Origin of the sequence: Aliiglaciecola sp. 2_MG-2023, assembly GCF_030548145.1 — a bacterium.
GTDB lineage: Bacteria > Pseudomonadota > Gammaproteobacteria > Enterobacterales > Alteromonadaceae > Aliiglaciecola > Aliiglaciecola lipolytica_A.
The window spans coordinates 36,645-57,376 of sequence record NZ_JAUORY010000023.1; the positions used below are offsets into that span (position 1 = coordinate 36,645).

Annotated in this window: 15 protein-coding genes; 8 read left to right on the forward strand and 7 right to left on the reverse strand. The window is 42.3% G+C overall.

The genetic code is table 11. The features are described 5' to 3' along the window. The first annotated feature begins 219 nt into the window (after window positions 1–219). The gene (locus Q4567_RS18270) at window positions 220–1,188 is read left to right on the forward strand and encodes a transposase (protein ID WP_216050525.1); all 969 of its coding nucleotides are present in this window, start codon (window positions 220–222) and stop codon (window positions 1,186–1,188) included. 293 nt (window positions 1,189–1,481) lie between these two features. Here Q4567_RS18270 and Q4567_RS18275 read toward each other — a convergent pair whose 3' ends face one another. After that, window positions 1,482–1,970, reverse strand: coding sequence for a thioesterase family protein (locus Q4567_RS18275; protein WP_216050526.1), 489 nt, complete (start codon window positions 1,968–1,970; stop codon window positions 1,482–1,484). 115 nt (window positions 1,971–2,085) lie between these two features. Between Q4567_RS18275 and recQ the strand changes: the two genes are divergently transcribed. Next, window positions 2,086–3,915, forward strand: a complete 1,830-nt coding sequence (gene recQ / locus Q4567_RS18280) for a DNA helicase RecQ (protein WP_303501462.1) — start codon at window positions 2,086–2,088, stop codon at window positions 3,913–3,915. Between the two features lie 17 nt (window positions 3,916–3,932). Here recQ and Q4567_RS18285 read toward each other — a convergent pair whose 3' ends face one another. Together Q4567_RS18285 and Q4567_RS18290 are read right to left on the reverse strand one after the other, a co-directional pair. After that, window positions 3,933–4,595, reverse strand: a complete 663-nt coding sequence (locus Q4567_RS18285) for a glutathione S-transferase (protein WP_216050528.1) — start codon at window positions 4,593–4,595, stop codon at window positions 3,933–3,935. 125 nt (window positions 4,596–4,720) lie between these two features. Then, on the reverse strand, window positions 4,721–5,011 hold the full coding sequence (locus Q4567_RS18290; RefSeq protein WP_252729426.1) for a cytochrome c: 291 nt from the start codon (window positions 5,009–5,011) through the stop codon (window positions 4,721–4,723). 149 nt (window positions 5,012–5,160) lie between these two features. On the opposite strand from Q4567_RS18290, the gene Q4567_RS18295 reads away from it, so the two are divergent. From Q4567_RS18295 to ribA, 4 genes are all read left to right on the forward strand, one after another. Further along, on the forward strand, window positions 5,161–6,597 hold the full coding sequence (locus Q4567_RS18295) for a YdiU family protein (protein ID WP_303501466.1): 1,437 nt from the start codon (window positions 5,161–5,163) through the stop codon (window positions 6,595–6,597). After that, complete coding sequence (locus tag Q4567_RS18300) at window positions 6,585–6,887, forward strand: DUF3630 family protein (RefSeq protein WP_216050531.1); 303 nt, start codon at window positions 6,585–6,587, stop codon at window positions 6,885–6,887. The genes Q4567_RS18295 and Q4567_RS18300 overlap by 13 nt, the downstream gene beginning before the upstream one ends. A gap of 83 nt (window positions 6,888–6,970) precedes the next feature. After that, window positions 6,971–9,832, forward strand: a complete 2,862-nt coding sequence (locus Q4567_RS18305) for an EAL domain-containing protein (RefSeq protein ID WP_303501469.1) — start codon at window positions 6,971–6,973, stop codon at window positions 9,830–9,832. Between the two features lie 71 nt (window positions 9,833–9,903). After that, window positions 9,904–10,542 (forward strand): GTP cyclohydrolase II, encoded by a 639-nt coding sequence (gene ribA / locus Q4567_RS18310; protein WP_216050532.1) that lies wholly within the window; start codon window positions 9,904–9,906, stop codon window positions 10,540–10,542. A 116-nt stretch (window positions 10,543–10,658) separates the two neighbouring features. Here the strand turns inward: ribA and Q4567_RS18315 are convergent, their stop codons facing one another. Both Q4567_RS18315 and Q4567_RS18320 read right to left on the reverse strand, forming a co-directional pair. Beyond that, window positions 10,659–13,829 (reverse strand): efflux RND transporter permease subunit, encoded by a 3,171-nt coding sequence (locus Q4567_RS18315; RefSeq protein WP_303501472.1) that lies wholly within the window; start codon window positions 13,827–13,829, stop codon window positions 10,659–10,661. A gap of 15 nt (window positions 13,830–13,844) precedes the next feature. Next, the gene (locus tag Q4567_RS18320; protein WP_303501474.1) at window positions 13,845–14,951 is read right to left on the reverse strand and encodes an efflux RND transporter periplasmic adaptor subunit; all 1,107 of its coding nucleotides are present in this window, start codon (window positions 14,949–14,951) and stop codon (window positions 13,845–13,847) included. 329 nt (window positions 14,952–15,280) lie between these two features. Between Q4567_RS18320 and Q4567_RS18325 the strand changes: the two genes are divergently transcribed. Continuing rightward, window positions 15,281–16,780, forward strand: coding sequence for a DUF3300 domain-containing protein (locus Q4567_RS18325; RefSeq protein WP_216050535.1), 1,500 nt, complete (start codon window positions 15,281–15,283; stop codon window positions 16,778–16,780). Window positions 16,781–17,124: 344 nt separating this feature from the next. After that, on the forward strand, window positions 17,125–18,768 hold the full coding sequence (locus Q4567_RS18330; protein WP_303501477.1) for a response regulator: 1,644 nt from the start codon (window positions 17,125–17,127) through the stop codon (window positions 18,766–18,768). Window positions 18,769–18,821: 53 nt separating this feature from the next. Here Q4567_RS18330 and Q4567_RS18335 read toward each other — a convergent pair whose 3' ends face one another. Together Q4567_RS18335 and Q4567_RS18340 are read right to left on the reverse strand one after the other, a co-directional pair. Beyond that, entirely contained in the window at window positions 18,822–19,952 is a 1,131-nt protein-coding gene (locus Q4567_RS18335) for an aminotransferase class V-fold PLP-dependent enzyme (RefSeq protein WP_303501480.1), read from the reverse strand. After that, the gene (locus tag Q4567_RS18340; RefSeq protein ID WP_216050538.1) at window positions 19,949–20,710 is read right to left on the reverse strand and encodes a tryptophan 2,3-dioxygenase family protein; all 762 of its coding nucleotides are present in this window, start codon (window positions 20,708–20,710) and stop codon (window positions 19,949–19,951) included. Before Q4567_RS18340 ends, Q4567_RS18335 begins: the two co-directional genes overlap by 4 nt. Window positions 20,711–20,732: the final 22 nt, after the last annotated feature.

Genomic DNA, 20,732 nt, shown 5'->3' on the forward strand with positions numbered 1-20,732 from the left:
TCTTACTATTCCGATTCAAAAAATGTGATAAAAAGCAGAATTCCATAAAGGACAGTCACCTGAATCCTAATTCGTCTATCCAGGACAGGCACTAGTTATAATCAACTTAAGTGATCAAACCTCGACTGAGACAGTCATAAAAACTCGACCTAAACTGGACTGGTGTTTAGCGCCCTAAGCGCTATGCTTGTGCACAATATTTAGTGTTCGGAGTTTTATATGCCGCTGCCCAGGAAGCATCAAATCAGTCTTGAAGATACCCCCTATTATCATTGTATGTCGCGGTGTGTTCGTCGTGCTTTTTTGTGCGGTCATGACAAGTATTCTGGCAAAAATTACGAACACCGCAGACAATGGGTAGAAGATAGATTGCTCCTGCTTGCTTCTGTATTTTGCCTTGATGTGTGCGCTTACGCGGTCATGAGTAACCATGTTCACGTGGTCTTGCATATAAATAAAATTGAAGCCTTAAAATTATCAGATTTCGAGGTCTTTAAACGTTGGCAAAAAATACACAAGCCAACGGATCTTGTTCAGCAATTCTATATGAAAAACAATTCTGCTGAACGTTCTAGCATTCAGCTAGAAACCATTGCTAACACCATATCCATCTATCGGAAACGCTTGTACGATATTAGCTGGTTTATGCGTGAACTCAATGAGCCTATTGCTCGAAAAGCTAATCAAGAAGATGACTGTACAGGACATTTCTGGGAAGGGCGGTTTAAATCCCAAGCACTATTAGATGAAAAGGCTTTAGCAGCTTGTTTAGCTTATGTTGATTTGAACCCAATTCGGTCCCAAATAGCTTACAACCCCGAATCTTCCGAGCACACAAGTATTAAGCGACGCATAGATGCACTTCGCCAAGGCTATCAACCAACGTCATTAATGGCTTTTGAGCATAGTCCAATTCAAAATCAGCGAACCGAATTACCGTTTCGCTTAGATGATTACATACAACTTATTCGCTTTAGCGCTCAAGGGTTTGATTCGGCAAGTAGAAACGAAACTACACAGCCATCAATAATTCGAACTTTCGGGTGCAGTGAACAGCTTTGGATGAATCTTCTTCATAATTTTGAGAAATATTTTGGCGTGGCTGCTGGTGAGCCAAGGTCGATGGAAAGTTTTATGCTAAACACGGGGAGGGGCAGACTAAAAGGCAGCAGAAGGATCGCCCAATAGCCTCACTCCATAAACCACCGATTACTCCAAATACATCCACTTACCTGCTGTCCTTTCTAATTTGGCTAAATCGACCAAGACAACATAAATACGGTATAAACAAAGAGTATCGGCTGTTCTTAGGTCAAAAACACCCTTGAACATTTGCACTTACTGCTTAATCACAATATATTTTCACTAAAGACTGTCCTATTTGTGGTTTTATATATGACTGTCTCGAAAGCGAAGTATATGTGCCTGTCCCAAATGCGATGTGCTAACCAACCATATAAGTGGCTGTCCCAAATGCGATGCTAACCAACCATATAAGTGGCTGTCCCAAATGCGATGTGAGTGCCAGTCTCATTATGTAGTTCCATTCTACACACGGCGACTTTCTTGCCCTTGCGAATCACCTTCGCCGTAGCGATAAACTCTTTTCCCTTGCCTGGCCGCAAATAATCAACCCGCATATCGATAGTGCCAACATTAGAAAACGAGCCCTGAAACTCATCCAAACTAATATCTCCAAAATCCTTAATAGAATACAAAATGGCCATCACCCCGCCCACCGTATCCAAAATTGCTGCAGTAACCCCCCCATGCAAAATTTTGTGAATAGGGTTACCCATTAACTTGTCATCCCAAGGCAACCTAACCTCAACCTCATCAGCGCTCAATTTATCGATTTTTAGTCCAAGTAGCTTATTAAATGGCATTTGCTCACTAAACATATGCATCACAAATTCACCTAACGCCTCAGAACTCAAACGTACAGTTGTATCCATGTTATTTTGTGTCATATTAGATCCCATTAATATTTGGTGTTTATAGCGTATACCCCAAGGCGCTTTTTAAGTAAAATCATCATTACTAATTCCAATTCAACACCATTTTTGATTCGTACGAGGAAACTACTTGTCTACTGCCACCAGCAACCCCCTAGCAAGCAAAGATTTTGCAGCGCCAGCAGTAAAAGTGCTAAAAGATGTTTTCGGTTATGACAACTTCAGGGATGGACAACAACAAATCATCGAGCAAGTCCTAAACGGACGTGACGCGCTGGTTTTAATGCCCACTGGTGGCGGAAAATCCCTATGTTACCAAGTTCCCGCTTTGCTATTGCCCGGATTAACCGTTGTCGTATCTCCACTTATTTCATTAATGAAAGATCAAGTTGATGCATTAACCGCATCAGGTGTTGCCGCAACCTACATTAACTCATCAATTCCCCGTGAGCAGTTGGTCAATATCTATCGGCAACTACAAGACGGCAAATTTAAATTACTCTACGTTGCCCCAGAAAGACTCATGCAATTGGAATTTATCGACCGTCTACACACCCTAAATTTAAGTTTAATTGCAGTAGATGAAGCCCATTGTGTTTCCCACTGGGGACACGATTTCAGACAAGACTACCGACTTCTCGGCCAATTAAAAAAGCATTTTCCCAACACCACCGTTATGGGCCTAACAGCAACAGCCGACATCGCAACCAGAGCCGATATCTCCCAACAATTGAATTTACACAATCCATTTGTATTCAGAAGTAGTTTTGACAGACCCAACATACGCTACAATTTACTCTCAAAATACAAAGCAGTAGATCAGCTCATCCACTACGTAAAAAACCAAGAAGGCAGCGGAATTGTTTATTGCAACAGTCGCGCCAAAGTAGATGAACTAAGCTTTAAATTAGCCAAACAAGGGATTAATAGCGCCGGTTATCACGCAGGCCTAGAGCCAGAGATAAGAGATAAAATCCAACGGGACTTCATTCAAGACAATGTAGATGTGATCGTCGCCACAGTTGCCTTCGGAATGGGCATCAACAAATCCAATGTACGCTACGTCGTGCATTTTGACTTGCCACGAAGCGTCGAATCATATTATCAAGAAACCGGCCGAGCTGGACGCGATGGCATGCCAGCGGAAGCCTTATTGTTATATGACGAAAAAGATGCCGCCCGCATTCGTCAATGGATCAGCATGGGTGAAAATACCGAGCGTCACGAAGTAGAACTGCAAAAATTTGCGGCCATGGAAGCCTTTGCTGATGCACAAACCTGTCGACGTCAAGTACTCCTCAATTATTTTTCCGAGTACAGTGGCGCCCATTGTGGTAACTGCGACATCTGTATCGACCCACCCAAACGTTTTGACGGCACCATTCAAGCGCAAAAAGTACTTTCCTGCATATTCAGACTAGGTCAAACCGTGGCAACTCAATACGTTATCGATGTTCTGCGGGGAAAAAACCACAAACGCATTATTGAACAACAACATGACAAACTTCCCACCCACGGGATTGGCAAAGACCAATCAGAAGCCTACTGGCACAACGTGATCAGCCAACTTATTCATCAAGGTTTAATTCGAATAGATATTACCCAAAACGCCAACTTGAAACTCACTGAGGCAGCTCGACCAATCTTAAAATCTGAAGTGATGGTTACCCTTGCTGTGCCGCGCCTTGCGTTAGAAACCACCAAACGAAGTAAAAACGACAAGCGATATTATGATCGAGCCTTATTCGCCAAGTTAAAACATTTACGCAAGACAATTGCCGAACAAGATGACGTGCCCCCATTTGTCGTGTTCAGTGATGCTAGTCTGGCAGATATGGCTGAATTTTTACCAGAAAATGCATCCCAATTTCTACAAATAAGTGGCGTAGGAAACACTAAATTAGAGCGCTACGGAGAGCGCTTTTTAGCACAAATAAGTCGGCACGTTAATGGGAGTTAAAAGCCTCAAGGCGTAACTCAAGCGTAGGCGTACTCGCCACCTTTTTGCAATGCCCGCTTGTAAGCTTCGCGCTGATGGATTTTTTGCACATAAGCAGCAATAGCGGGATATTGCTTACCTCCTCCACGAGAGAAGCTCGCTTCCAATGGAAAACTCATTTGGAAATCGGCACCTGAGAGCTCATCGCCAGCAAACCAGAGATTATTTTGTAAGTGAGTATCAACATACTCCAAATTACCTGAAATCATTGGCATGTAATAACCATCCATGACTTTATCAGCAATTTTGTTGGCAATTATTTTGATGAAAAATGGTTTCGCATTAGCTCTAACTTTATCAAAAACCAGTTTCGCTACCATGGGCGGCATCAGAGTTCCCTCGGCAAAATGTAACCAATATTGGTATTGTCTAAGGGCTTCAGTGTGCGCTTTAGGTTTCAAATGCTCACCATAATGCTCAACTAAGTATTCGATAATCGCACCCGACTCAGCAACCGTAACGTCACCATCGGTAATAACGGGCGACTTTCCTAAAGGGTGAATTAACTTTAACGTAGAAGGCGCAAGGTTGGTATTTGCATCACGCTTGTAATGTTTAATTTGGTAGTCTAATTCAAGCTCTTCGAGCAACCACAAAATGCGTTGCGAACGTGAATTATTGAGGTGATGTAGAACGATCATAAGAAATCTCTGTTATTTAATTTCAGTAGATACGTTAAGGTTTCGAAAAAGATCTATTTCGAAAAAAATGCGTCAGCAATAAACAGGAGGTATTAAACCTCCTGTCACAAACTGTTACTTACAATTTATCCAGCCGGATTCAGGCTCGCGAAATAAGCCGCTAAATCATCAATATCCTCGTCGCTTAGGCCCTTAGCCATAGGTGCCATAACCATATTGTTACGCTCGCCACTACGAAATGCTTTCATTTGTAAAACCAAATACTGCTCTTTTTGACCAGCTAAATTTGGATACATAGGGATCATAGAAATTCCATTAGACCCGTGACAAGCTGCACAAGTAGCAGACTTACTCTTGCCTTTTTCTGCATCTCCAGCAAATGCAGGGGCACACAGGGCACTACCAGCAATCAACATAGCGAAAAGTGCTACAGGTTTTAAATTCATGTTACTAACCTCGTAATAATTGATTAAGAGTTCCAAAATCGTTTTTCAGAACAAGGGTATCAAGATAGCCCCATGTCAGGATAAACTATACTTTGAATTAATACTAATAAGGCGCAAACGTGCATTTCGATCATTCTTACGCACAAAAATTATCCAACATGGTAAGCCAGGTTCGAATTTCACCGTTACTTGAGCCAGAATTAGCATTATATAACTACCAATTGGCAGAAGACATAGAACTTAAGAACGAATTTTCGCAAGCCGAAATCCTTTTTAGAGAATTATTTGAACCTGAGGGCCAGTTAAATCAACATGCTATCGCGCAAAAATACGGAGGCCACCAATTTGGCGGCTGGAATCCAGAACTTGGTGACGGTCGCGGCGTGTTATTGGCTGAAGTGATAACCCAAAAACAGAAGTCATGGGATCTGCATCTTAAAGGGGCTGGCCAAACCCCCTACTCACGCTTTGGCGATGGACGTGCGGTGTTAAGATCGACGATCCGTGAATACCTAGCAAGTGAAGCTTTGCACAGTTTAGGCATCCCCACCTCACGGGCATTGTGCCTAATTTCCAGTAAAGAAATAGTATATCGTGAACAACCCGAAACTGGAGCGATGTTAATTAGAGCATGTCAAAGCCATATTCGATTCGGCCATTTTGAGTATTTTTATCAAACGAAACAGCTCGATAAGCTCGACAATCTTTTTAAATATACATTCCAAAAGCATTACCCAGAATTACTGAATCACGATAACCCTCATTATTCGTTGCTCGAACAAATCGTGTTAGATACGGCAGACTTGATTGCAAAATGGCAGGCCTACGGTTTTTGCCATGGCGTAATGAACACTGATAATATGTCGATTCACGGTATTACCTTTGATTTTGGACCCTACGCCTTTCTAGACACCTATGACCCAGAATATATCTGCAATCACTCTGACCATAGCGGACGTTACGCATTTGACCAGCAACCTAGTGTCGCTTTGTGGAATTTAAATGCACTAGCCCATGCATTCACTGCCTACTTGTCCATCGAGCAAATAAAACAAGCTCTCACACAGTATGAAACACGTTTACAAACTCAATATGCCGAGCTTATGAGGTTGAAATTTGGATTCAAAAAAATCAGTAATAGCCACATGACATTAGTAAATGACTGGCTCGCATTACTTGCTCAAGACAAACGGGATTACACCCAAAGTTTCCGTTTACTGTGTGACGAAAACTTGAATATCCGTAAAGTTGCAGACCACTTCATTGACCGTACGAAAGCAGAAAGCTGGTATTCCTCATATATTGCAAAGTTAGCAGAGGAATCAATACCTAAAAACGAACGCTTAGTGACAACGAAAGAAGCAAACCCGAAATTTATTTTACGAAACTACTTAGCTCAAAATGCGATTAATGAAGCGGAAAAAGGGAGCTTTGACGAGTGCAAGCGCTTACTAAAAGTACTTTCTAATCCATTCGATGAACAACCTGAATTCGAGCGTTACGCACAAACTCCACCAGACTGGGGACAATCAATGGAAATATCATGTTCAAGCTAAACAACTATAGCTGGCAATTAGAGGAGTCGATTATCAGATTGGTTTGTGATTATTTTCCTTCTCAAGAGGAAGCAATTGAGCAAGCCCAAAATTGGTTACAGTCGATAGAATCTAGAGTTTCAGATGTTAGTGAAGGTGCTGACCGAGCACAAATACAATTTGTATCAGATCAAGATACCTTTTTACTTTGTTATGACGGAACTTGTGAGGCATTATGGATAGAAGTGACGGGCTACGCCGAGTCGACTAGTTTAACAAAATTATTAGCTAAATTAGATGCAATTCAATAATATAGCCTTCTCACGCACTGAATATATGTTCTTTATTTTTACCAATAAAGTTAACGTCAAAATAATAAAAATGGTTGCTTAATGTGAAATTTGTCGGTCTTCTGAGTCTGTTGTTATTGAGTTTCGCAGGCTGTGTTGTTGCTCAACAAACAGATCCTATCCCAACGGTAATAGTAGATGCCGAAGTGGAGCATGTGCGTGTAAACGGCTTGTCTGAATTAAAACGCACCAATAAACGTGATCAACTTTCTCAAGTTCAGGCGTTACAAGACTGGTCAAAAGTGATTGATACAACGCCATTAGTTGAAAACCAAGCCTTGTGGCAGCGTTTTTCAATTGTTCACCAAGACAGCATAGACCAACAATATTTGTTGGTCATCAGCAACCCTTCAATAGATTATCTAGACGCCTATGTGCTCGATGATAAAGATCGACTTTTGGAGACTTATTTAGTCGGCGCAAAACGCGATTTAGCAACACGCCCTTATAACCATAGAGACTTCGTTTTACCCATAGCATTGAGCCCAAACCAAAGCGTCAATATATACCTACGCATCCAGGATGATGGTCCCTCTGTTTATGCTATCGATCTTTGGACAGACACCGAATTTATTGCCGAAGAACAATTCCATTTGGCCTTCATTGGCGTGGTCGGCGGCGCCCTAGCTATTCTATTTTTCTACTTCCTTGTCACTTATGTGCTGCTTAGAAGCCCCATCCGATTTTGGTTTTCTGTGGCTAATGCGGGTTTGTTATTCCTATTTTTGAATATTCAAGGAATTGTCAGCCAGTTCACCGGCCTAGGATCATACACCTCTCAAATTAGCAGTGTAACAGTAGCAATTGTAATATTCGCAGCTGCAAAAGTTTGTCACGCCATGTTGGTACGGGTCCCAATATTTTGGCGTTTTATTTCTTATTTAATGGCGATTTCGCTGATTGTTATTGCGCCTATTTTAAACAGCTATCTACAACTAGTGGTTGGCTCAGCCCTCGCTGCTGCCGCGGTCTTGTTACACTTATTATTAGCGCTAATTTATCATGATCGGAAACATACTGTGCCCAACGGCTTATATGCATTCGGCTGGTTGATTATCTGCGCTACAGTAATGGCTGAAGTAAGTTTTTACTTATCTGGAAATGCAATAGATACATACACGGGGTTGATATTGTCGTTAATCGTTATGTCCGGTGTCTTGCTAATAGCGGTTGCAATTGAAAGCCATGAAAAAGCACTCGCCTTTGCCAAACAGGTACAACAACAGAACGCCATTGAAAACCTACACCAATTTTATGATCTTTTCCGCAACTCCGCAGAGGGCCTTTATACATCAACCCAAGACGGTAAGTTAGTCACCACCAACCCAGCAATGTGTCAATTGTTCGGATACGCTGACGAATCGCAGATGTTATTAGAAGTCAAAGATACATCCGTGCTCTACGCCAATCCCCATGAACGTGATTTATTAATGGAAGAAATCTTCCTCAACGGCATGGCATTAGGCAAAGAGATAAAAGGTATTCGTAGGGACGGCAGTGAATTTTGGTTTTGTATTTCAGTACAACTCACTGGCACAGAAGATAAAAAATACTTTTTTGGGTCAATTTTTGACATCACCGAAAAGAAACAATCAACGATTAGCTTAGAATACTTAGCCACCCACGATTCATTAACCGGTGTGTATAACCGAAGAGAGTTTGAGCAAAAACTACGAGATGGCATACGCCGTTCTAAGCAGTTAAAACAAGAGCTCACACTGCTTTATATGGATCTTGAGCAGTTTAAGATAGTGAATGATACCTGCGGTCACAAAGCCGGAGATGCACTCATTAAACAACTATCACAGATCCTCAATGACGTGGTATTGAATAAAGGTGTATTAGCCCGACTGGGGGGCGATGAATTTGGCGTGATTTTAGAATCTGAAAATGCGCAAATGGCAGATGTTATTGCAAACCAATTAATGAACGCCGTTAAGGAATTTAGGTTTATTTGGGACAATCGTATTTTTGCTATGGGCATAAGTATAGGTATGGCCAAATGGCAAGACGAGATTGAAACGCCGGAACAACTTATGAGCATGGCCGATGCAGCCTGTTACGTAGCCAAAGAAAAAGGCCGCAGTCAGATACACCTGTACTCCAGTGAAGATCTCAAAATGCAGCGTTATGAATCTGAATTAAAGTGGGTGTCTCAAATAAACTTGGCGTTGGAACAAGATAAATTTCAGCTCTATTATCAACACTACTACCCGCTGTCTAAAGTGGCCGATGGCCACCACTATGAAATTTTGCTGCGGATGCGAGACGAAGATGACCAAATAGTACCACCAGCGGCATTTTTACCTGCAGCGGAACGCTACAATTTAACCATCGAAATAGATAAATGGGTAATTCAACATACCTTTAAATGGCTGTCCGAACACCCCGAACACCTAGCACAATTGCGTCAGTGCAATATCAATCTCAGTGGTCATTCGCTAGCCGACAACGACCTCAAGCGTCATGTAACCAAAGCCTTTGAAGATTATCAAATTCCCCATCAAAAGATTTGCTTTGAAATTACCGAAAGCATGGCAATCGTCAAAATGGAAGAAACCTTACGCTTTATAAGCGCATTTAAGAAACTCGGCTGCACCTTCGCGCTAGATGATTTTGGCAGTGGATTTTCGTCTTACAGCTATTTAAAAAACCTGCCGGTCAATTGTCTCAAAATCGACGGAAGTTTCGTTAAAGATCTCTTAGTTGACCCAGTCGATATGGCAATGGTTGGTTCGATGAAAGATTTGGCCAAAGCAATGTCCATGAGCACGGTCGCTGAATTTGTAGAGTCTAAAGACGTAATGGTAGAGCTAGGTAAGATGGGCATAGACTTCGCCCAAGGTTATGGCGTAGCGAAACCAGCTCCCCTTAACGAATTTACTGACTGTAAAACTATCGACTAAAGGTTGTAATGTGTAGATTCGTGCCCATATTGGTGAATTAATATTTAATTTACAATTTATAAAGGCCCGTAGTGGTGACAAACACGCCAACCAATAAGTTTGAATTTGTAAGTTCAGCTGCCCTTCCAACCCAATTTGGATTATTTACTATCCATGGTTTTGTTGAAATTGAAACACAACAAGAACATGTTGCTCTTTCATACGGTGAATGGCAGCAAGATGAAACCATTCCAATCCGCGTACATTCTGAATGTTTAACAGGTGATGCCCTATTCAGTACTCGCTGCGATTGCGGGTCTCAGTTAAAAAAAGCCCTGCAAAATATTGTTGAACAAGGCAAAGGGGTGTTGCTTTATCTTCGTCAAGAAGGACGAGGTATAGGCTTATTGAATAAGATCCGCGCCTACAAATTACAAGACAGCGGCCTAGACACAGTAGAAGCCAATGAACATTTGGGTTTTGATGCTGACTTACGTGACTATGCAATATGTAAGTTAATGCTCGATACGCTGGGTGTTAAGAATGTTGCGTTGATGACCAACAACCCCAAAAAACAAGCGGCGTTGGCAGAAATGGGCGTTAATGTGGTTTCCAGAACCCCTATCGACCATGGTTTAACAGAGGATAATCGACGCTACCTACGCACAAAAACAGAAAAGCTAGGTCATCAGTTCGATTTACACTTACTCAATAACGGTCCGAATAAATAGCTAACGGCACTCGAATTTGCCAATTACATAGGTATTAGCCAAAGCCAAATACCTGATGAATAAAAAAGAGACCTAGGTCTCTTTTTTATTGTCTAAAACAGTCTCTTTAGCACTGCTTAGTTGTGAATTTGAACACCGGGAACACAACCGTTTTCATCGAGTTTCTGGCGTTTAACCAACATCGACAATTTGCGGCATAAAATGTAAAAAACCGGCGTAAAAATAAGACCAAAGAATAACACGCCAAGCATGCCGCTAAATACCGCCACACCCAATGCTTGACGCATTTCGGCTCCAGCTCCAGTGGCAATCACCAAAGGAACAACACCAAGTATAAAGGCAAAAGAGGTCATCAATATTGGACGTAGTCTTAATCTCGCAGCTTCAACTGCCGCATGATAAAGCGGGACGCCATGCTGTTCTTTGTGACGTGCAAATTCGACGATCAAAATCGCATTTTTACTGGCCAAGCCAATCAACACAATCAAACCAACCTGAGTCAAAATATTATTGTCCATTCCAGCAATGTAAACACCAGCAATAGCCCCTAACAAACACATTGGAACAATAAGAATTACCGATAGTGGTAAAGTCCAACTTTCGTACAAGGCAACGAGTAACAAAAACACAAAAACAACCGCAAAAACGAAGGCCAGTATAGCCGAGCTGCCCGCTTGTTTTTGTTGATAAGCAAGTTCAGTCCACTCATAAGCGATACCGTCTGGCAAAATTTGCGCAGCTAAACGCTCCATGGTGGCAATGGCCTCCCCAGAGCTATAACCAGCAGCGGTATCTCCGTTCAAATCTGCCGCTGGATAAAGATTATATCGGGGAACCCGCGACGGTCCAGAGCGATATTCGAAAGTTGCCACAGAGCTCAACGGAACCATATCACCCGCTTTGTTGCGAACCCGAATCCGGCCAACATCATCGGCCTCCATCCTAAAAGGAGCATCCGCTTGTGCCGTGACTCTGAAGGTACGCCCTAAATAGTTAAAATCGTTCACAAAGGCGCTACCAAGATAAATTTCAAGGGCACTAAAAACCTCATTAACTGGCACACCTAAGCGCTCAACTCGTTCTCGATCAATGTCAGCGTACAACTGCGGTGTATTAGTTTCAAAGAAGCTAAACACTGAGGTAGTAGCAGGCTCTTGATTGGCGGCGTTAGCAAGTTGCCACATGGATGCCTCAAGCGCAGGAAGACCCAAGCCACGACGATCCTCAAGCATCATTTTAAACCCACCACCGTTACCTACTCCACGTACAGGTGGAGGCGGAATTACCGCCACATAAGCCTCTTTAATGCCAGACAACTCCTTACGTGCCTGAGCCACTAACTGGTCGAAGGTGATGCCCTTCGCTGCCCTATATTCAAAGGACTCAAGCGCTGGGAACAAAGCTGCCGAATTAGACGCACTTGAAAACGTAGCGCCAGAAAACCCAGTAAATGCAACAGATGTTTTTATGCCATCAATTTTCAGCAACTTATCCAATACTTCCTGCACCACATTATCAGTACGTTCTAGTGATGCACCAGCAGGTAACTGCACAGCGATGATCAAATAACCCTGATCCTGAGCAGGGATAAATCCTTGCGGGACTTTATTGAAGAAAAAGCCCGTCAAACACATCAATCCCAAATAAATGATAGACATGATCGCGCCAAAACGAATTATCTTCGACACGAACTTGCCATATGCAGAAGACGTACGATGCATGCCGTGGTTAAACTTATTCGCAAACCATGCAAAAGGACCTTTACTCGATGTCTTGTCACTATGAGGTTTAAATAAAACCGCTGACAACGCAGGGCTTAACACCAAAGAGACAAATACCGAAATCATAGTAGCCGCAGCAATGGTGATCCCAAATTGGCTATAAAAAGTGCCGGAAATTCCATCCACAAACGCAGTAGGTAAAAATACAGCCACCAGCACCAAACCAATTGCTACCAAGGCACCGCCCACTTCGGTCATGGTTTCCCGCGCGGCTTCCCGCGGACTCATTCCTTCGGCAATAAGGCGCTCCATGTTTTCAACCACCACTATGGCATCATCCACCACAATGCCAATGGCTAATACCAAACCAAACAAGGTTAAATTATTCAAAGAGAAGCCCAGAGCACTCATTACCGCAAAGGTACCAACTAACGAAATCGGAATCGCCAATATGGGGATAATCGCCGCGCGCCAATTTTGTAAAAACACCAAGATCACCAGCACCACTAGCGCTATAGCTTCATAAATAGTGACTTCTACCGCATCAATCGACTGACTAATAAATTGGGTAGGGTTATAAGCAATATCGTAGGTAAGCCCTGGAGGAAAGTCTTGAGACATTTCTAGCATGGTTTGTTGAATCGCCGCAGCGGTCTCCAATGCATTTGAACCAGGCCGTTGAAATACAGGCATCGCAATGGCTTTTTTAGTGCCTAAATACCCTCGGGTGGCATAACTTTCAGCACCTAACTCAACTCGTCCCACATCTTTTAAGCGTACGATTCGACCGTCGGTATTTTTGATTATCACATTCTCGAACTGTTGCGGATCAATCAAGCGTCCTTGGGTTTGCACACTTAATTCAAAGGCATTTTGTCCTGACTCTACAGGTGATTTATTTAGCGTACCACTGGCGACTTGTATGTTTTGCCCTTGCAGCGCAGTAATGACTTCTGAAGCCGTCATCCCAATGGAAGATATTACGTCAGGATCAAGCCAAATTCGCATCGAATATTGGCTAGCACCAAAAATACGCACCTCGCCAACCCCATTAATTCGTGCTATCTGATCTTTTATTTGCAAGGTTGCATAGTTGGCAATGTAGGTTTGGTCATAAGTACTGTTAGGTGAAAACAAATTCACCACCAACATCAAATCCGGAGAGTTTTTGCGGGTCACAATACCCAAGCGCCTAACCGTTTCAGGTAACCGAGGTTCGGCTATAGCGACGCGGTTTTGCACCTGTACCTGTGCATTATCTAGGTCGGTTCCCAGTTTGAACGTAATAGTGATAGACACTTGTCCGTCGGCAGTAGATTGCGACGACATATACAGCATGTTTTCAATGCCGTTAATTTCTTGCTCAAGGGGAGTTGCCACCGTTTTAGCCGCAGTTTCAGCATTTGCGCCTGGATAACTGGCCGAGACTTGAATCGTCGGAGGAGCGATTTGCGGGTATTGCTCAATCGGCAAGGTAAAATACGACAGCGCCCCCACGATAAGAACGATAATTGCCAGTACCGATGCAAATTTAGGTCTATCAATGAAAAAATGGGAAAACTTCATCTGTTATTCTCCCAATTAATGACTGTAGATTTCGCTGATATTGACTTCCACCGGAGAGACTGTCGCTCCCGGTCTGGCTCGCATCATGCCGTTGACTACAATTTTGTCGCCTTCTTCAAGACCCTGTTCAATTATTCTTAACTCGCGGGTATGCAGCTCACCTAAAGTGACAAATCGACGTTCAATTTGGTTGTCTTGATTAATTAAATTCACGTATTTACGTGACTGATCAGTGCCGATAGATTTGTCAGGTATAAGTAAAACAGTAACATTTTCCCGATTTAGCAAACGAATACGCCCAAATATTCCTGGAACAATAAAGCCGTCTTCGTTTTTCAGAATGGCGCGGCCCTGAATTGTCCCTGTGCTTTGGTCCATTTTATTATCAACAAAATCCATCACACCTTCATGGGTATAGGTATCTTCATCTTGCAACTTGATTTTCACTGGATTGGGTACATCACGTGAACTTTCTCGCTGATTATTCTGATCTAGGCGAAGATATTTCAAAAAATCTCTTTCCCCAGCGTCAAAGTAAAAATGAATCGGCGAAATGGACACTACAGTGGTTAACAAAGTGGCATTGGTAGCGGTTCCATTGACCAAGTTTCCGGCATTCACAAAATCTCTAGAAACAATCCCATCAATGGGCGATTTAACTTCGGTAAATTCCATTTCTAATTTAGCGTTGTCATAGGCAGCTTCAGCCATTTCGAATTCACTAAGACGCTGATCTACTTCTTCTTGCGAGATGGAATTTTTTTTACGCAAATCCAGTCCACGCTCTAGCTCTTTTTTAGCCAAAGAAACCCGAGACTTAGCGCTTTTTAAAGCAATTTCAAACGGTCTCTGATCGATTACAAACAACACGTCACCTTTATTAACCGCTTGGCCATCTTTAAAGTTTACCTTGTCTAAGTAACCGCTTACTCTAGCAACAATTTCTACCTCTTTAACCGCCCTAAAACGCCCAGTGTATTCGTCCCATTGATCAATTACCGTTTTGATTGGCTGGGCAACATCCACTTCTGGAATTGGCTGAGACTGAGGGGCTGACGGCTGTTCGCTGCATGCAGATAACAGCGTTAGAGAAAAAATGAGTGTAGCAAAACTAAGACGCATTCTTAGAGTCCTTAAATTGGTAATTACGGCACCCAAACACTGTGGTTTAGCGCTTATTGTTAGGCCCAACTGCTAAGATTGCCTCTTAGCAGTATAGTTAATCTTGGATAGAACGATTAAACGATAAATTTATTGCAGAATAATGTGAAAAATTTAGAGGTGAGAATCATATCTTCCAGCCAAGATTGTAACTTACTACGTGGTTAATCTGTAGAAAGATCTCAGTTAATTCACTTTAACGCTGCGAATTAAGGTGAGATTTTAAGCATTGGTTCAGCTAAGGTTAAGGACAGTCATTCTATAAGTATTCTGTAATAGAGGAGAATACTATGAAAAGCAGTACAAAATACGTTTTAGTGTACCTGACATTAATTTCGTTGACTGTGATGTTAGCTGTCAATCTTGCACAAGCGCAAGAAACACAAAATGTCATTGCCATTGAAACTGATAGTGACACAGATATTGATGAGTCTGCTCAAGAAAGTGCTTATTTACTTGATCAGGCTGAGCTAGATCAAATGCTTGCTCCAATCGCACTGTATCCAGACACAGTGCTATCACACATTTTAGTAGCCTCCACTTATCCATTGGAAGTAGTGCAAGCGGCTAGATGGCGTGAAAAAAATCAAAGCTTGTCAGAACAAGAAGTGATGGACGCGACAGCGGAGGAAGACTGGGATCCGAGTGTCAAAGCGCTGGTGCCATTTCATCAACTGTTGCAACAAATAACTGAAGATCTTAACTGGTTACAAGATTTAGGTGATGCCTTCCTAATTAACGAAGAACAAGTATTGTCTAGCGTGCAGAACCTGCGCCAAAAAGCCTATGCTCAAGGTAGTTTAGAAAACAGTGAGTATATAGAAGTGGTAGAAGAGGATAATGACATCCTTATTCAACCCGCCAGCACAGAAATTGTTTACGTACCTTATTATGACACGCGTGTCGTTTATGGTTCATGGTGGTGGCACGACTACCCTCCAATTTACTGGCATCGTCCGGCCCATTTTTACATACATGCAGGTTTGTATTGGAGTCCACGAGTTTATGTCCGTCACAATCTATTTTGGGGTGGATTTAATTGGCGTAATCGCTACATTGTTGTGAATCATCGTTATCCATATCGCAATGGTCGTCGTGATGATGGCGTGCGCAGAGTCAGCTCTAGTGAGTATCAGCGCTGGCAGCACAACCCGACTCATAGAAGAGGCGTAAGATACGACGCGCACACACCAAAAGTGGTATACCGTCAGCAGAACCGAAATGATAATAAACGAGTGATTAGTTCTGAAGGAAAGTCTCGTGTATTAGATAAATCTAGACCGGTTCAAGTGCGCCAAAATATCAAAACAGTAAAAACCAGTACTAAGGCGCAGCAAACACAACAACGTTTGCAGACCAAGTCTAACCGAGTCAATGACTATTCAAATAAGAACGATAAATCGAGTCAACGTCAACGGGTAGAGCGCGATAAGACAGAGCAAAAAAATGTACGCCAGGTGTCTGCCCAGTCGCGTAATAATGTAGTGCAACGTTCACCAAAAGATTCGCAGCAAAATGCCGCGAATGTGCAACGTAATAGCAACAATATTACAAGTGACAAAGCAAGTGCGCAGCGCAAAACTAGTAATGTCTCACGGGATAAGGTATCTAGTGCTGACCGTTCAAGTTCAAAAAGCAATAGTGCCTCGCAACAACGTTACTCGAATAAACAATCGCAGGGCGCGCAACGGAGTACCAGAAGCTATTCAACCAATCGAGCAACCACGCCAAGGTCGAGCAATAGACCTGCACAAAAGCAGAGTCACAGAGGGAATACTAAAGAGCGCTAAAATTAGCATCTAAGGTTTTTTCAAACTTCATTTAACCCAAAATCAATCCATGCTAACAAAGACTTTGTGAGTATGGATTGATTCCATTATGCGCTAAGGCGCTTGCTAATCCTCACATCTTGCGCAATTATACGGTTAAGCGGTCTTTTTGAACCCTATCCACAAAGTTAGTGGCACGCAGCAAAATTTAACACCTTTGAGTTGATTGACTGGTTAACGGGGTTAAATTCGATTGAAAGCAATCCCCATAAAAGCAATCGATTCAATCACAATTTGTCTGTCGATAGGATTCATGTTGTATTCGACCTTCCACAGTAGAAATATAAGATGTTGGAATTTAAGAATTGATTGAGATCCCCCCGCAAAAGCCATTAAGCAGCTTAAATGTGTTGGTCATTGATGGACAATCGTTAGTTCACGATAGCATTAAGTCGGCGTTAATAGAGATTGGTATCAGTAATTGTAAAAGTGCTGAGAATGCCTTTTATGCACTGCGTTTATGTGAACAAACTAAATTTGATGTAGTACTCATTTCGTTTGACATCCGTAGTGACAAAGACGGCTTCAATTTACTTGAAGAAATGCGCCTCAAAGGCCATATCAGTAAAACAACCATGGTCATATTCTTAAGCGCTGACACCTCTATGTCATTGGTGAATTGCGTGGTTGAATTGCAGCCCAGCGATTTTTGGGTGAAACCATTAGATCGCAAAACCATGGAAAAACGCTTTAAGTACTTATTTGCGATTAAAGAAAAACTGTATAAATTATCCTACTGCATTGATAAAGCAGAGTATCCCACAGCCATCTACTACGCTGAACGCCAACTAAAAGACGAATCCCTTAGCAAATACTACCCCATGATTAACCGCTTAATCGGCGAATGTTTAATTAATCTAAAAGAATATTCCCAAGCAGAAGCTTTTTATAAAAAACTAAGCGAACGATATAAATATGGTTGGGTTCAGGTCAATCTCGCACGCAGTTTATTAAAACAAGACAAAATGTCTGAAGCCATAGCGCTCACCGACGCACTCCTCGAACGAGATGATACGCGCTTCACAACTTATGATGCCTTAGCCGAGTACTACATTGAAAAAGAAGATTACGCCAAGGGTTACGAAATTATTCAAGAGGCCACCAAATTAGCGCCACGCAATCTAGACAGAAATAAAAAATCGTGGAATTTAGCACGCCTTAATCATGATAAAAAAGGCCAATACATGGCCACCATGAACATGGCGAAATTTGCTAAAAACTCGATCCACGACACACCAGATTTAAATCTCAACGTTATCCGCGCCGCCATAGATTTAGCAGGTTCGCTAAACGGCGAAGAGGCCACTCGACTGATCACCAAAACCGAACGTGACTTATCTTTCTTCGTCAATGAATACGGACACGACAGTCAGTTAAAAGAACAACTTGCGATTATCAATGCTCGCATGTTGAATTTGAAGAGTGATAAAAAAGGTGCCGAAGAAATTATCAAAGAGCACATGGAAACAAGTTCAAGCAATTCTGTGGAAGATAGCCTAGACAAAGTAAAAGCATTTCATGAAATGGGCTATTGGGAAGAGTCGATTCGTTTACTTGACTCTATCAAGTCTAAAATTGAAGGCGATAGCTTTATCGGACAGGTAATCAATGAGTACCTAGATCAGGAAAGCAAAGAGCGCACAGATATTCGCTACTCTCCCAAAGAGCTAGGCGAAATGGCTTCTTCCCATTATAAAAATAAACGCTATGAACCTGCTTATGAATTGCTTACGCAAGCTTTTGTCTTAGCGCCGAAAAACCCCAATATGGCGTTAAGCATCCTAAAAGTCATGGTTAAATTAATTGATGAAGTACATTTTGACGAAGAGCAACTTGCTTGCCTCAAACGATGCAAAGATTTACTAGATTCCATCCCATTATCCCCCAATCAGCATAAAAAAATGGACGAATACTTGGCGGTTATCGAACCATTATTAAAATCCGCTTAATCAAGTCGGGATAACAATTGGCAGGACGAATAAAATCACCTGCCAACTTCTCTTTAGTCGCCGCTGTTGTGCTTAAACGCAGCTATCAACAAGTCAATTTGTTGCATCGAATTGTAAACATGAAACGACAAGCGCATTACATTACCTCGAGTATCAAAATAACAATTCTGCTTTTTTAAGCGTTGGCTAATTGCCGTGATTCGAGAGGCGGGTAATTCGATACACAAGGTGCCGCCAACATTTGCCAAATCAATTGGCTGCATCGCACCTTCGTCCAAGGTTGCTAAAAAGTACTCTGCCAATTTTCGATTGTGGGCAAAAACAGTGTTTTGACCAATCTCCAACAAGGTTTGTAAACTTCCCAACGCCAAAGCATAGGGCGCAATATTTGGTGTACCTCCCCAAAACCGTTTGGCATCGGGTGCATAGGCAAAGCGCTTAATCTCCATTTCGAAAGGATCGCTATGGGAAAACCAACCCACATCTATTGGTTTAAGTTGTTCGACAGTATTGGGATTAACCCACATAAACCCAGCGCCTGGCCCTCCACATAGCCACTTAACGCATGAACCAAACAACGCATCTACATCCCAACGATGCAAATCAATCGGCAAGATACCCGCCGATTGCGCCACATCCACAGCTAGATAACAGGATTGTTGTTTACACAATTGCCCAATAGCTTCGACCGGTGCGACCTGACCCGTATTGGAGTGAACATGGGTTGCCAGAACGCAATCAATATCTTTTTGAATATAACGCTGCCAAGTTTGAATGTTGACCGCTGACTCGAATGCCGGAATGAACACAAGTTCAAAACCGAATTGCTGCATTGCCTGTGCTACATATCCCATGGATGGAAATGCGTCTTCGTGGATCAGTATCTTGCGTTTACCGACCTGAGAATTTTCCATTGGCAAAGCCATCAACCACTTTGTAAAAGCACTGGATAAATTAGTTTGAGGACAAAAATCCGCAGCCTTTGCGTTAAACAACTTTGCTAACGAAGCACAAAATAAATCAACGGTTTGCAACCAATCCGGCCATGCATCGCCCCCTGACAATTTCCAAGGGGTTAGAAAGTTTTCCGCCAAACTAAGTTCCGACTGTTTGCTTAAGCACCCCACTGAATGACTTAAAAAATAGGGCCCAGCGGGAAGGTTGAACAAGTTAGAAAAACTCACCCTGCTTGGGTTCCGGTAGCTTGTTTTGGCACGATAGAGTCTCTCACTTTACCGTAAGACTGTCCCCATGCATCCGTCATCTGATTCCGAATCAGCCACAATTCAGGGAAAAATTGATTCCTTGCCCCAGATTTTAATAAATCAACAGGTCGGCCTTTTAACGAATGAGATTCCATGCCGATGGTGCGCTGAATCAAGAACAGATGCTGCCAACGGAACTTCTGCAGTAATTCATCAAATTCAACTAAACTCTCGGCGATCACATAGCTATCATCATGCTGATATTGGCTATCGTAAATAGCTTCGATAGTGGTGTTTCGGTCTTGAATATAGTGTTTATTAAATACCGTCCACAGATCCGCAGGAATCTTTACCAAAATACGAAAGCCAGGAGACTCCTGGCCACTACCATTGCCTAACTGCAAACGAATTTGTTGATACTCTTTGGGCGACATTGTTTCCAATAAGTCCATTTGTTCGCTCATCATTTTTTGCAGCATGTGTACCCGCTTCATGAGCGAAATCACACGATGACTTTGTTCAGTTTGCATGTACTCCAATACATCGATAAGTGTGAATATCATCAACTTCATCCATAACTCTTCAACTTGATGGACAATCTGAAACTGCAGTTCGTCTGAATTACACAATTTATCTAAGGGCTTTTGGCATTGTAGTAAGGTGTCACATTGCAAATAAGCACCGTAATCAAGAATTTCTGGGTTTTCTAATAGACTGCTGTATTTTTGTCGGTACATGGGACTTTCCAAACGTTTAATT